Annotated in this window: 13 protein-coding genes; 7 read left to right on the top strand and 6 right to left on the bottom strand. The window is 56.7% G+C overall.

Annotated elements, in window-relative coordinates; all coding sequences use genetic code 11:
* Positions 1–44 precede the first annotated feature (44 nt).
* From KSF73_04745 to adk, 6 genes are read left to right on the top strand one after another with little or no spacing between them, the layout of a single operon-like run.
* Complete coding sequence (locus tag KSF73_04745) at positions 45–650, top strand: MotA/TolQ/ExbB proton channel family protein (protein MBV1775018.1); 606 nt, start codon at positions 45–47, stop codon at positions 648–650.
* 10 nt (positions 651–660) lie between these two features.
* Positions 661–1,080 carry a biopolymer transporter ExbD gene (locus KSF73_04740; protein MBV1775017.1) on the top strand — a complete coding sequence of 140 codons (420 nt, stop codon included), beginning with the start codon at positions 661–663 and terminating at the stop codon, positions 1,078–1,080.
* Complete coding sequence (gene lpxK, locus KSF73_04735; protein MBV1775016.1) at positions 1,080–2,066, top strand: tetraacyldisaccharide 4'-kinase; 987 nt, start codon at positions 1,080–1,082, stop codon at positions 2,064–2,066. The genes KSF73_04740 and lpxK overlap by 1 nt, the downstream gene beginning before the upstream one ends.
* 28 nt (positions 2,067–2,094) lie before the next feature.
* The gene (locus KSF73_04730; protein ID MBV1775015.1) at positions 2,095–2,280 is read left to right on the top strand and encodes a Trm112 family protein; all 186 of its coding nucleotides are present in this window, start codon (positions 2,095–2,097) and stop codon (positions 2,278–2,280) included.
* Complete coding sequence (gene kdsB, locus KSF73_04725; protein MBV1775014.1) at positions 2,277–3,065, top strand: 3-deoxy-manno-octulosonate cytidylyltransferase; 789 nt, start codon at positions 2,277–2,279, stop codon at positions 3,063–3,065. Before KSF73_04730 ends, kdsB begins: the two co-directional genes overlap by 4 nt.
* A gap of 56 nt (positions 3,066–3,121) precedes the next feature.
* On the top strand, positions 3,122–3,778 hold the full coding sequence (adk, locus tag KSF73_04720; GenBank protein MBV1775013.1) for an adenylate kinase: 657 nt from the start codon (positions 3,122–3,124) through the stop codon (positions 3,776–3,778).
* A 162-nt stretch (positions 3,779–3,940) separates the two neighbouring features.
* Here adk and KSF73_04715 read toward each other — a convergent pair whose 3' ends face one another.
* Genes KSF73_04715 through mutL form a run of 3 tightly spaced genes read right to left on the bottom strand, consistent with a single transcriptional unit; the run spans position 3,941 to position 8,825 of the window.
* Positions 3,941–5,992 (bottom strand): S9 family peptidase, encoded by a 2,052-nt coding sequence (locus KSF73_04715; GenBank protein MBV1775012.1) that lies wholly within the window; start codon positions 5,990–5,992, stop codon positions 3,941–3,943.
* A 42-nt stretch (positions 5,993–6,034) separates the two neighbouring features.
* Positions 6,035–6,961: a tRNA (adenosine(37)-N6)-dimethylallyltransferase MiaA gene (miaA, locus tag KSF73_04710; protein ID MBV1775011.1), complete on the bottom strand. Its 927-nt coding sequence runs from the start codon at positions 6,959–6,961 to the stop codon at positions 6,035–6,037.
* 1 nt (position 6,962) lies between these two features.
* The gene (mutL, locus tag KSF73_04705; GenBank protein ID MBV1775010.1) at positions 6,963–8,825 is read right to left on the bottom strand and encodes a DNA mismatch repair endonuclease MutL; all 1,863 of its coding nucleotides are present in this window, start codon (positions 8,823–8,825) and stop codon (positions 6,963–6,965) included.
* A 110-nt stretch (positions 8,826–8,935) separates the two neighbouring features.
* On the opposite strand from mutL, the gene KSF73_04700 reads away from it, so the two are divergent.
* Positions 8,936–9,325, top strand: coding sequence for a response regulator (locus tag KSF73_04700; GenBank protein ID MBV1775009.1), 390 nt, complete (start codon positions 8,936–8,938; stop codon positions 9,323–9,325).
* Between the two features lie 7 nt (positions 9,326–9,332).
* On the opposite strand, the gene KSF73_04695 is transcribed toward KSF73_04700, so the two are convergent.
* The 3 genes from KSF73_04695 to pepP all read right to left on the bottom strand — a co-directional run bounded on the left by KSF73_04695 (position 9,333) and on the right by pepP (position 13,120).
* Complete coding sequence (locus tag KSF73_04695; protein ID MBV1775008.1) at positions 9,333–10,496, bottom strand: UbiH/UbiF family hydroxylase; 1,164 nt, start codon at positions 10,494–10,496, stop codon at positions 9,333–9,335.
* A 56-nt stretch (positions 10,497–10,552) separates the two neighbouring features.
* Positions 10,553–11,731, bottom strand: coding sequence for an FAD-dependent monooxygenase (locus KSF73_04690; protein MBV1775007.1), 1,179 nt, complete (start codon positions 11,729–11,731; stop codon positions 10,553–10,555).
* Between the two features lie 75 nt (positions 11,732–11,806).
* Entirely contained in the window at positions 11,807–13,120 is a 1,314-nt protein-coding gene (gene pepP, locus KSF73_04685) for a Xaa-Pro aminopeptidase (protein MBV1775006.1), read from the bottom strand.
* Positions 13,121–13,125 lie beyond the last annotated feature (5 nt).

The raw sequence follows: 13,125 nt of genomic DNA, 5'->3' as shown, positions 1-13,125 counted from the left end.
AAAGTTACGCGAAATTTGAACCCTTTCAGCAGGAACACTTATCCATGCTCGCCATTCTCCAAGCCGCAGGCTGGCCAATTTATGCCATTCTCATCGCATCCATTCTTGCAGTTGCCGTCATCATCGAGCGTATTTTCAGCCTTCGCCGCTCGCAAGTCATGCCTGATGGGCTCCTCGCAGTTGCGGTTCAGGAATACAAGCAAAGCGGTGTGACTGCCGATATGCTGTCCCGCCTGCAGTCCAACTCCCCGCTTGGCCGTGTTCTGGCTGCCGGCCTGAAAAACGTGAAGAGCTCCCGCGAAATCATGAAAGAGTCGATCGAGGAATCGGGTCGTCAGGTGGCGCATGATCTAGAGCGTTTCATGACTACGCTGGGCACGCTGGCCACCTCTGCACCGCTGCTGGGTCTCTTAGGTACGGTGATCGGGATGATCGAAATTTTCGGTTCACAATCGGCCACAGGCTCTAACCCCGCAGCACTGGCACATGGTATTTCGGTTGCGCTGTACAACACCGCCTTCGGCATTATCGTGGCCATTCCTTCACACATTTTCTACCGTCACTTCCGCGGCCTGGTGGACGGCTATCTAGTGGAGATGGAGCAGCAGGCCATCAAGCTGGTTGAAGTGGTTCACGGCGATCGTACCTGAGGAGCACCACATGAACTTTCGCCGCGGACGCCACCGTGAAGAACCGGAAATGAACCTTATCCCGTTGATTGACGTGATGCTGGTGATTCTGATCTTTCTGATGGCAACAACCACTTACTCGAAGTTTGCCGATCTCAAGATCAATCTGCCTACTGCCAATGCTGAAAAAGACAAACAGCAAAAAACGCAGCAGATCGATATTGCCGTTACCGCGTCCGGTCAGTATGCCATCAACAACAAACGCATCAGCTTTGGCGGCGTTGAGGCGCTGGCAAACGAGCTTCGTACTGCAGCTCAGGGAATCGATAACCCGCTGATCGTGATTAATGCCGATGGCTCGTCCAGCCACCAGTCGGTCGTCAACATCATGGAAGCGGCACGACTGGCAGGTTACGCCCGCCTCACCTTTACGACGCAAACCCCGCAATAATGCGCATTGAGTCTCACTGGCAGCGGCACACTCTGTGGCCGCTGCTGCCTTTTTCAGCATTGTTCGCGTTGCTTTCGGGCGTCCGCCGTTTTGGATTTCGCCTCGGATGGCTCAAGTCGACCCGGCTCCCTGTTCCAGTCATCGTTGTCGGCAACATTACCGCAGGTGGCGCAGGCAAGACCCCTGCTACCCTCTGGCTGGCCGCCATACTCAAGGCGCGAGGATGCCGTCCGGGCATCATTAGCCGTGGCTACGGTGGCAGTGAGGCAGGTCCGATTGCCGTCCCGACACACGCAGATCCCGCACGATTTGGGGATGAACCGAGCCTGATTGCCGCGCGCAGCATTTGCCCGATCTGGATTGGACGCAGGCGTGCCGACGCCGGCCATGCATTGCTGGCGGCACACCCTGATGTAAATGTATTGATCTGCGACGACGGCTTGCAGCATTACGCACTCGACCGCGACATTGAAGTACTGGTCATTGATGGCCAGCGCGGGTTTGGCAATGGCTGGCGATTGCCTGCAGGGCCGCTCAGAGAGTCCGTCTCACGCGGCGCCCGTTGCGATGTATGGATTGTAAATGGTTCGGATCAAACCGGCCTGCCTGCCCATCCATATACCTATTCGATGCATCTTGCACCGCAGCATGTTTATCGTTTGGGTCAACCTGATGACAGCCGCCCGTTGAGCGAATTTGCCGGGCAGCAGGTACACGCCGTTGCTGGCATCGGGCATCCGCCGCGCTTTTTTACGACACTTGTACACGCTGGCCTGAGCGTCATCGAACACCCCTTCCCTGACCACCACGCCTATACGCCGCAGGATATTGCTGCACTGACGGATGCACCGGTATTAGTGACCGAGAAAGATGCCGTCAAGCTAGCCGGACTGAATCTGCCTGCAGGTGTTAGAATATGGGTGGTGCCGGTGGATGCTCACATCGATCCGGCACTTGCCGATCTGATTGATCATCGGCTCAGGTAATTCCTCTGCTCAACGTCACGAGATGTCCATGGACGCCAAACTGCTTGAAATTCTTGTCTGCCCCATTTGCAAGGGCCCGCTCCATCATCATCGCGCCAGCAATGAACTGATCTGCAAGGGTGACCGAGTCGCCTTCCCGGTTCGTGATGGTATTCCAGTTATGCTGGAAAACGAAGCCCGCGAACTCGGCCCAGAAGAAGCGTTTCCGGCGTGAGTGCGCCCTATATTGCCCTGATTCCGGCACGTCTGGCCTCCAGCCGTTTTCCGGAAAAGATGCTGGCCGATCTTGCAGGCAAGCCTCTGATCGTCCGTACGGCCGAACGCGCCAGCCTCAGTCAGGCCTGTGCCGTTTACGTGGCCGCCGATGATTCGCGTATTGCTGCTCCGGTAGAAGCGCACGGATTCAAGGTTCTGATGACCCGCGTCGACCATCAATCCGGCACCGAGCGTCTGGCCGAAGCAGCCGATCTGCTGGGTCTGCCGGATGAAGCCGTGATCGTGAATGTTCAGGGAGATGAACCGCTGATTGATCCTGCCCTGATCGATGCTGTTGCACAAATGTTGCAGTGCAACGAAAATCTGGTCATGGCCAGTGCCTGCCATGCGATTTCTACCACGGATGACCTGTTTAATCCCAATGTCGTCAAGGTTGTGCTTGACCACGCCGCCAACGCGCTCTACTTTAGTCGTGCACCCATTCCATGGGCGCGGGATGCGTTTGCCGGACAAGACAGTCCTCCGCCGCAAAGCGCATTACCGGCAGCACTCCCCGTGATGCGCCATATTGGTATTTATGGCTACCGGGCCGGATTTCTCAGGCAATACCAGCGTCTGTCCCCCTGCGCCATGGAGCAGTTTGAAGCACTGGAACAACTACGCGTGCTCTGGCACGGTTACAAGATCGGCATGGCTGTTGTCGAACACGCTCCCGAAGCGGGCGTGGACACCCCGGCCGATCTGGATCGCACCCGCGCACGCTGGCAAGCCCTGTACGGTTGAGGCATACGTCTCCCGCAGGGCTACACAACACTCAACCTTAAAGTGAAAGATCCCCGATGCGATTGATTCTTCTGGGCGCTCCCGGCGCAGGCAAAGGCACTCAGGCCAACTTCATCAAAGAAAAGTTCGGCATTCCGCAGATTTCCACTGGCGACATGCTGCGCGCAGCCGTCAAGGCAGGCACCCCGCTGGGTCTCGAAGCCAAGGCCATCATGGATGCCGGCGGTCTGGTCCGTGACGACATCATCATCGGACTGGTGAAGGAACGCATCGCTGAAGCTGATTGCAAAAACGGCTTCCTGTTTGATGGTTTCCCGCGCACGATCCCGCAAGCTGAAGCCATGCGCGAAGCTGGTGTCACCATCGACTATGTGGTCGAAATTGACGTACCGGACGAAGTCATTCTGGAACGCATGGCCGGTCGCCGCTTCCATATTGCATCTGGCCGCAGCTACCACGTGAAGTACAATCCGCCGAAGGTGGAGGGCAAGGATGACCAGACCGGCGAAGATCTGGTTCAGCGCGACGATGACCGCGAAGAAACCGTGAAGAAGCGCCTGCAGGTATATCACGAACAAACCGAAGTACTGGTGGGCTACTACTCCAAGCAAGCAGCCTCTGGCGATGCTACTGCCCCGAAGTATGTGAAGGTGGCTGGCGTTGGCGAGATGGATGCCATCCGCAGTGAAGTCTTCAAGGCGCTGGATGCCTGATCAGGATTGATCGCAACGCAATCGGCCGTACCCATCAAGGGCGGCCGATTTTTTTTGGCCATTCATCCAGTTAAAGTATCCTGTTTTACGTCGTGTGAAGACCGCACTCACCCACGTAAGTACGGCCATTTCACGCGAATCAATCAGGCCGGTTTAGGATCATTAATTGCCAGACTTACTGCTATCTGCGCAATCACCAATATACCGGTCTATAAAAGACTGGAAACGCGCCGCCCAATCCAAGCGATTTTCAAGCTTAGACCATCCGTGTCCTTCACCGGCATACACTTTCCACTCAACCGTATTGCCTTTTTTCTGAAGTAGATCGCGAATACGCTGACCATGAATCAGCGGCACCCGAATATCATCAGAACCATACGCCATGAGTACGGGGGCTTTGATTTTATCTGCATTTTCAAGCACGGAAGCTTTCCGCATGTAATCCTGATCCTTATCGGGATCGCCATGCATATCTTTCAGGCTATATTTTGCAAATGCACTGCCCGCGGTATCGCCCCACGTAACGGAGTACAACAGGCTGATATCGGTCACGCCGACAAAGTTCACCGCGCATTTATACAGATCCGGCGTCTTGGCGACACCATACATTGCCGCATAGCCACCATAGCTGGCACCCATGATGCAGATACGCGCCGGATCGACAATGCCATCATCAACCAATTGCTGGATGCCATCGGTAATATCATCCTGCATCGTCAATCCCCATTGTTTCCAGCCAGAACGGAATAGCTTCCAGCCAAAACCGGTACTCATCCGGAACTGGGGTTGAAAGACGGCATATCCTGCAGTTGCAAGTTGCTGAACGATTGGATCATATCCCCAGGTATCTCTGACATCTGGGCCGCCATGAATATAGGCCACGAGCGGCAGCTTCTTCGCCCCACCGGGTGGGAGTGTGAGATACGCCGGAATATCCAATCCATCTCTGGCCTTGTAGGCGTATGCACGCGCATGCCCCATGGCGTCGGGATGAATATCGGGGCTTGAGTCAAAAAGCTGCTCCAGCCGCAGCTTTTCGACATCCATAAAATAGACTCTGCCCATATCAGTTTCAGCCTGGCTGTAAACAATTGCGCGTTTGCCAGCGACCTGAATATAATTAATTCGTCCGGGTAGGACAGCATCAATTTGCGCCTGCAAATTTGCCCGTTCCTCATCGAAATAATACATCTCGGGCATCAGCGCATTCACCAGCACGGCAATGACTTTGCCTTGCTGATCGGTAATCAAGCCGCCCTCGACATCCGCTTGAGGATGTGCAATTAACAGCTCCCCCGGCTTTCCATGCTCAAAATCCCATTTATAAATGGCATTTTTATCTTCGTCGGTTCGACCGGTTACGTAGAGTGTTTGATTATCAGCATCAAATCTTAGCGGAGAAAATCCAGCCTCTCCATAAAGATAAGATGTCATCACACGCCATTTTGCATCATTATGTTCACGATAATAGACGGTGGTACGAACCTGCTTGGCGGCATCGTCATTATCGAATGACACCGCAACCCGCACCTGATTATTTCCATCCACAATCCAGCCTTGAACGTGGCCGGGACTGACAAAGGACAGCAATTTTTTCCGACCGTTGGTGGTATCCAGCAGATAAACATCCGTCCCACCAAACCCATCATCGCTATTTCGTTCGTTATATTCGACCAGGATATCATTCGATCCATCGCCCACCCGCCTAAGCAAAGTCATCGGCCGATAGATCGCATTTTCTGCAATCGCTTGCTGTACCGTCATGCCTAATCTGCGGAATCCTGTCCCATCGGCATTCACCGCAAATAATCCGCCACCATGATTTTCCGACCATACAACTTTGGTATCGGAAATGGAGAATACCAGCCGGTTGTTATTGATCCAGTAAGGATCGACGATATCCCACTCCTTACTGGCAGAGGCGATTTTGACTGATTTGTGATCGAGATCGAGCACCACCAGTGCCATGCGACCATCTATGCGTTTAAGGATCGCCAGTTTGCTGCCATCCGGTGACAAAACAGGGGACTGATAGGCTGGAGCAGCATAGAGTGTTTCCAAGGTCGGTGGGGACAGTTTCTCATTTGCACTGGCTCCCCATAGAGTCATGGGAAGCAAAAGCAAAACGGCAAAGCATCCACACAAGGCAGTGACGAGACGATTTGTCCTCAATTTATTCTCCTTCGCAATACGAGGATGAGTGCGCACTTGCACGGGTCATCCCCTTTGAGATCACAGCGCAATGCATGGCTTACATTACCTGCCCGGGAATGCATCCATCACGCGCTGGCTCGCGTCTGGTAACAGGGAGTCTACTGTAATTAGGTCTGTCATTCCCCGCATCCAGGTTAATTGACGCTTGGCGAGCTGACGTGTGGCATAAATGCCCTGATCACGCATGTCCTGATAACTCAGATCGCCATCCAGATACTGCCAGGTCTGGCGATAACCCACACAGCGCATGGAGGGCAGATTGAGATCCAGCGCGTATTGCCTGCGCAGCGATTCGACTTCATCCAGTAGTCCATGTGACAACATCTGATCGAACCGTTTCTCAATTCGTCCGTGTAGCACTGCACGATCGGAAGGCACCAGTGCGATTTTGTGCAACTGCCAGGGAAATTCGTGCGGCTTTTGTTCGGCCAGCCAGGCAGACATGGGTTTGCCGGTTGCCAGCACGATCTCCAGCGCACGCTGTACCCGCTGCGAATCGCCGGGTTGCAGGCGCGCAGCCGTTGGGGGGTCAAGCTCGGCTAAACGGGCATGCATCGCGGGCCAGCCCAGTTCAGCGGCTTCGGCATCGAGCTTTGCGCGCAATACCGGATCGGCCTGCGGCAGATCATGCAATCCATGCTGTAGGGCATTGAAATAGAGCATGGTGCCACCGACCAGTAACGGAATCTTATCGCGTGCATGACAGTCTCGGATCAGCCGCTCGGCATCACTGGCGAACTGCGCCGCCGAATAGGCCTCGGTCGGGTCGATGATATCGATGAGGTGATGCGGTGCGCGCGCAAGGGTCTCGGCATCCGGTTTGGCTGTGCCGATATTCATATCGCGGAAAACGAGAGCAGAATCGACCGAAATCAGCTCGACCGGAAAGCGTTCAAGCAATTCGATGGCCAGATCGGTTTTACCGCTGGCGGTCGGCCCCATGAGAAAGACAACAGGCAGGCTCGACATCTTACTGGCCTCTCATGAACATTTTGTCGAGATCATTCATCCCGAGGCGGAACCACGTGGGGCGGCCATGATTGCATTGCCCACTGCGCTCGGTGACTTCCATTTCACGTAACAGTGCATTCATTTCCGGCAGGGTGAGTGTACGATTGGCGCGTACGGCACCATGACAAGCCATAGTTGCCAGCAGGCTGTCGCGGTGATCGGTGAGCACTCGGCTGGCGCCCACTTCGCGGATATCCAGCAACACTGCGCGCGCTAATCCAACCGGATCGGCATCTTTCAGCATTAGAGGAAGTGCCCGAATGGCCAGCTGGTTGGGTCCCATCGCCGCCAGTTCAAACCCGATCTTTGCCAGCAGCTCACCCGACTGCTCTACCGTTGCCACATCCAGTGTATCTGCCGGAAAGGCCAGCGGCAGCAGCAAAGGCTGAACGGGCATGGCTTCGCCATCCAGTGCCAGCTTGAGCCTTTCGTAGACGATGCGTTCGTGCGCCGCATGCATATCGACCACAATCAGGCCGTCGCGCGCCTGCGACAGTACGTATACGCCGTGCAGCTGCGCCAGCGCAAAACCCAGCGGCGGGAAGCCGTCTTCATCGGCCACCATGACGGCTGCCGTGTTACTAGGCATAACAGCTTGAAAGACAGGTACAGATTCCGCAACGATGCCTGCACTTGCCGGTTCACGCTTGATATCGCCGAACAGTCGCTCGTAAAACTGCCCGCTACTTGATGGCGCGACTGCAGGCGATGCAAAGTTCATGCGGGTTTGCTGAAAAGCAGGTGGCTGAGGGCGGGCAAATGCTGGCTGCTCACCGCCTGAGGCAGGTATCACGCCCTCGGATTCGATTGCGTGGGCGTCCTGTTCACGCCCCGCACGTGTCGAGGCGAGGGTTTTGTGCAATGCATGGAACATGAAACGATGCACTGCCTGCGATTCGCGGAAGCGCACTTCGATCTTGGTGGGGTGCACGTTGACATCCACCATCTCGGGCGGCATCTCCAGCGATATCACATAGCAAGGATGACGTTCAAGATGCAGCACGTCGCGATAGGCTTCGCGCACGGCATGTACCACCACCTTGTCGCGCACAAAGCGGCCATTGATAAAGCAGAATTGCGCATCGCGACCGGCGCGCGACACGGTGGGCGACCCGGCAAACCCCTGTACACGCAACGGCCCGGCAGTTTCGTCAATCGTCAGCATGGATGCTGAAAAATCATCGCCCAGCAATTGGGTCACTCGCTCCCCCAGATCGCCAGCCCGCAAGCGCCAGATGACGCGTCCATTGTGGGTCAGCGTCATGCTCACATCGGGGCGCGATAGTGCCATGCGCCGGAAGACATCTTCACAATGCCCGTATTCCGTAGTCGCTGACTTCAGGAATTTTCGACGGGCGGGTACGTTGAAATACAGATCCCGCACTTCTACCACCGTCCCCGCCATTAGCGCCGCGGGCTCAGCCTCGCCAATGCGGCCGTTATCGGCCTCTACCCGCCAGGCCTTGTCAGCGCCGCGCACCCGACTACTGAGAATCAGCTGGGAGACAGACGCAATACTGGCCAGCCCTTCACCACGGAATCCCAGTGAACGGACTTGTTCGAGATCCTGTAAAGACGCGATTTTGCTTGTGGCATGCCGGGACAGCGCCAGCACCAGATCGCTTTTATCGATGCCGCCACCGTCATCACTCACCCGGATGAGTTTGCTTCCCCCTTCGGCGAGGTCTACGCTAATGGTACTGGCGCCCGCATCCAGGCTGTTCTCCATCATTTCCTTGAGCGCAGACGCAGGGCGCTCGACCACTTCACCAGCGGCAATCTGGTTGATCAGGTGATCGGGCAATAACTGGATAGCAGGCATGGACGCAATCGGGGAAAGTCGGCAAGCCAGCAGTATATCAGCTGGCACTTCGCCATCAGCACAGCAGTGCTGTACAAATCAGTCGACCGCGACCGGATGGAAACACACGCATGGCACTGAATGGCAAAATCACTTTTGTGGTGATTGACGATGACAAGCTCATTCGCACGCTTGTGCAGGGCATTCTGAAGGATATGGGCATCGACATGCTCGCATCCTGCGAAACGGCCGAAGCAGGCTTACATGACGTTCGCACACGTGAGCCGGATCTGGTCATTCTGGATATCAATCTGCCCGGTGCCGATGGCCTGAGCGTATTGAAAGAGTTGAAATCGGGCAGTCGGCCACCCAAGGTCATCATGATGACGGCTGAAGCAACCATCAGCCGTGTACAGGAAGCCCTCAAACATCAGGCTGACGGCTTTATCGTCAAACCCTTTACCGCCGGCAAACTCGAGAGCGTGATTGCCGCGGCTGTACGCTCGCTCAATACCGACTGAACATAACCTAGCGAAACGCTTGCTGCATCAGGATGCGTTTAACTGGAGCCACACGGTTGGTGAGGCTCAGACCAACATTGCGCAGCTTGCCCACAAATGCATGCTGATGCCCGAACAGTTTCTGCAAGCCATCGCACACAGACTGCATTAGCAGCACGTCTTCCTTGCGCTCGCGCGCAAAACGCGCCAGTGCCATACGGTCACCCGGATCACGTCCGGGCAATCTACCCAGCACATCAGCCAGCACGCGTGCATCGCCAAAGCCCAGATTCACACCCTGCCCTGCCAGCGGGTGTATGGTATGCGCCGCATCGCCAATCAGTACCATACGGTCGTCAAACACCTTCTCTGCGCGCCCCAGAGCCAGTGGGAATGCCGCTGCAGTCGTCAGCGTACGGAAGGCGCCGAGGCTATTGCCGCCAGCACGCGCGACCTTATCCGCCAGCGCCTCGGGCGACAGAGCCAGCAGCTCATCCTTGAGCGCATCACCACATGACCACACGATCGAAATACGATTGCCCGGCAAGGGCAGCCACGCGAGAATGCCATCTTCACGGAACCACTGACGGGCGATGCCTTGATGCGGTTGTGCACATTCAAAGTTCGCCACCACACCATTCTGATGATAAGGCCAGCGCTTGAAACCGATACCCGCCGTTTCCCGCACCCAGGAACGTGCTCCATCAGCGCCCACCAGTAATTTGCTACGCAGCGTACGGCCATCCGCCAGCGCCACGTCCACGCCATGCTGATCGACGGTATAACTGGCAACTGTCGTGCCGGTCAGGCAAGTGACGCGCTCCTGAATCGCCGACCAGATCGACCATTGCAGGCTGCGGTTTTCACACAGTACGGCCAGTTCATCCTTGCCGATTTCTGCTGCATCGAAGCGGATACGTCCACCGGCATCGCCCCGCACGTCCATCGCCCGGATCGGCCCGGCACGATCTGCGCCCAGTGACCAGCCACCGTTTGACTCGATGAACGCACGGCTACCGGGGCTGATCGCATACACACGCGGATCCCATTCATCGGCAGCAGTCGACGGCGCTTCCGGCACCTGACGTTCCAGCAAGGCCACACGCCAGCGCTGACTCAGGGCAAGCGCCGCACTGGCACCCACCAGTCCGCCGCCGATCACGATGATGTCGAATTCTGTTTGATGAGTCATATGCGCTTCAGTCTGCAGGCGTGCGGTCAAAATAATGAATGCGGAAATGAATCTGCCTAGATGGAACCAAAGACCATGCGGCCGGCAAAGGCACGGCGCAATGGCTTGACGTTATCCAGCGCGACAAATCCGAGCGCGCGGGCATGACGCAATGGCGCGCTATCCAGCCCGAACAGCCGGATCAGGTTATCGGTAAAGCCAATAGTCATCATGCTGTCGCGTTTGCGCAAGCGGGCGTATTCGGCCAGCATGGCAGACTGCCCCAGCTGATCGGGACGGGTGGTACGGATCACGCGGGCCAGTGTCTGCGCATCACGTAATCCCAGATTCAGACCCTGCCCCGCCACCGGATGCAGGGTTTGCGAAGCATTGCCTACCACGGCCACACGCCGCGCTGTAACCTGTTCGGCCCAGCGCAGCTTGAGCGGAAACTGTGCACGCTCGCCAACCGACTCAATGCGGCCAATCCGATCGCCAATACGCGCTTGCAGCGCTGCGATGAAATCCGCATCCGGCAGATTGAATACATCCAGCTCATCCTCGGCCGGACGGGTCCACACCACTGCGTATTGTCCGTCGCGGCTGCTGCCACGCGGCAAAAAGGCAATCGGGCCATCATGCGCAAAGCGTTCCCATGCCACATAGCCATGGGGCTGCGAGGTGGTGATATCGGCCAGCACGGCGGTCTGATGGTAGTCCTCGACACGCTGCTGAATCCCCAGCCCGGCGAGCAGATTGCCGCCTTCTGCCAGCACAGCCATCCCGGCGGTGACCGTATGATTTGACTCGCCTCGCTGGATTGACGCGACAGCGTAACCATCCAGACTCTGCAAGGCCTCGACTTTTGCACCGGTCAGATAGTGAATAGACGTCTGCACGCGCAGGCGCTGGTCAATCGCCGTCGCCAGCACGCCATAGGGCATCACTTCGCCCAGCTCAGGCAGTTCCAGCTCGCTGCAATCCAGCTTCACGCGGCCAAAGGCCTGCTCTTGCGAGACATGCACAGTGCGGATCGCAGTTCCAGCGTCGCCCAGTTGTACACCCAGTTGGTCGTAACACTGGCGGGTGGCATAGGCAATCGCCAGTGCACGCGGATCACGAGCCGGCTCGGCGCGCGCTTCCACTACGGCGATCGACAAACCGGCATCCGCCAGCAGCAAGGCCAGGGCGCCGCCTACCGGGCCACCACCTACGATCAACAGATCAACATGCGAGGGAAGTTCGGATACCAGCATGCTTGCCATTCATTTCAATCAGGTTATCAGTGCGTTGCCGGCTATTTCACCGCAACAGCTTTGTATATTGCGACTTTACAGCGGTCCCAACGCCATCAGCGCTTCAATCTCATCCACCGCCTTGGGCACACCCTCGGTCAGGTTGATATAGCCGCCGTCGGTGACCACCAGATCGTCTTCGATACGGATGCCGATGTCGACAAAGTGGGCGGGGACATTGTCCGCCGGACGGAAATACAGGCCCGGTTCCACCGTCAGCGCCATGCCCGGACGCAGGATAACGGACTCACCTTGCTCGGTATATTCACCGGCATCATGTACATCCAGCCCCAGCCAGTGGCCGGTGCCGTGCATGTAAAACTGACGGAATGCCTTTTGCTCGATCAGGCCATCCACCTCGCCCTTGAGCACGCCCAGATCCACCAACCCTTGTGTCAGTACACGCACGGCAGCGTCATGGTAGGCGATTCGCCGCGCACCGGGTTTGATCTGTGTAAAACTTGCCTGCATCGCTGTCAGCACTAGTTGATATACATCGCGCTGCGGGCCAGTGAATTTGCCGTTGACCGGAAAGGTACGGGTAATGTCGGCCGCGTAGCCCTGTAACTCGCACCCTGCATCGATTAGCAGCAACTCACCATCGTTCAGACGCTGATCATTGGCGCCGTAGTGCAGGCAGGTGGCGTTCTTGCCGCCCGCCACAATCGAATTGTATGCGGGAGCTCGACTACCATGGCGATAGAAGTGATACAGCAGCTCCGCTTCGACCTCGTACTCCATCATGCCCGGGCGCGTATTTCGCATCGCCCGGATATGCGCATCAGCAGAAATACGGCCAGCTTCACGCATGATGGCGATTTCGTGCTCGTCCTTGATCAGGCGCATGGCCGCAGTCAGGGTGCGCACATCGACAAACACGCTGGCCAGTGCATCGGAGCGCGCCTGCTGACGGGCAGTGGCCACAGCCTTATATATCCGCTGATCAAAGCCAGCGTCTGCCCCTACCGGAAAAAACACCTGTGGCCGTCCAGCCAGCAGTGCGGGCAAGTCCCGATCGAAATCACTGATCAAGCGCGCTTCATCGACACCAAAGACCTCTCGCGCAGCATCCGGGCCGTAAATGAAGCCTTCCCAGATTTCCATCTCGACATTTTTAGCCTGACAAAACAGGATGCTGCGTGGCGTATCACCACCCACCATCACCAGAATGGCATTTGGCTCGGGGAATCCGCACAGATAGTGGAAATCCGAATCAAAGCGATAGGCATAGTCTGCATCCCCATTGCGAACCTTGGTGCTGGCTGTGGGCACAATGGCAAAGCCATCGCCCAGCTGGCTGATCAGGCGGGCGCGACGGGCTGCATAGCGGGTGGTGTCGATGAGGTTCATGATTT

Source organism: Burkholderiaceae bacterium DAT-1 (assembly GCA_019084025.1).
GTDB lineage: Bacteria > Pseudomonadota > Gammaproteobacteria > Burkholderiales > Chitinimonadaceae > DAT-1.
Note: the sequence above shows the minus strand (reverse complement) of the source record. Positions and strands in the feature narration are given on the sequence as shown.

Excerpts from the sequence above, each read along its gene's own strand:
- KSF73_04745 (MBV1775018.1), top strand. The coding sequence starts at position 45 with ATGCTCGCCATTCTCCAAGCCGCAGGCTGGCCAATTTATGCCATTCTC.
- KSF73_04740 (MBV1775017.1), top strand. The coding sequence starts at position 661 with ATGAACTTTCGCCGCGGACGCCACCGTGAAGAACCGGAAATGAACCTT.
- lpxK (MBV1775016.1), top strand. The coding sequence starts at position 1,080 with ATGCGCATTGAGTCTCACTGGCAGCGGCACACTCTGTGGCCGCTGCTG.
- KSF73_04730 (MBV1775015.1), top strand. The coding sequence starts at position 2,095 with ATGGACGCCAAACTGCTTGAAATTCTTGTCTGCCCCATTTGCAAGGGC.
- adk (MBV1775013.1), top strand. The coding sequence starts at position 3,122 with ATGCGATTGATTCTTCTGGGCGCTCCCGGCGCAGGCAAAGGCACTCAG.
- miaA (MBV1775011.1), bottom strand. The coding sequence starts at position 6,961 with ATGTCGAGCCTGCCTGTTGTCTTTCTCATGGGGCCGACCGCCAGCGGT.
- mutL (MBV1775010.1), bottom strand. The coding sequence starts at position 8,825 with ATGCCTGCTATCCAGTTATTGCCCGATCACCTGATCAACCAGATTGCC.
- KSF73_04700 (MBV1775009.1), top strand. The coding sequence starts at position 8,936 with ATGGCACTGAATGGCAAAATCACTTTTGTGGTGATTGACGATGACAAG.
- KSF73_04695 (MBV1775008.1), bottom strand. The coding sequence starts at position 10,496 with ATGACTCATCAAACAGAATTCGACATCATCGTGATCGGCGGCGGACTG.
- KSF73_04690 (MBV1775007.1), bottom strand. The coding sequence starts at position 11,731 with ATGCTGGTATCCGAACTTCCCTCGCATGTTGATCTGTTGATCGTAGGT.
- pepP (MBV1775006.1), bottom strand. The coding sequence starts at position 13,120 with ATGAACCTCATCGACACCACCCGCTATGCAGCCCGTCGCGCCCGCCTG.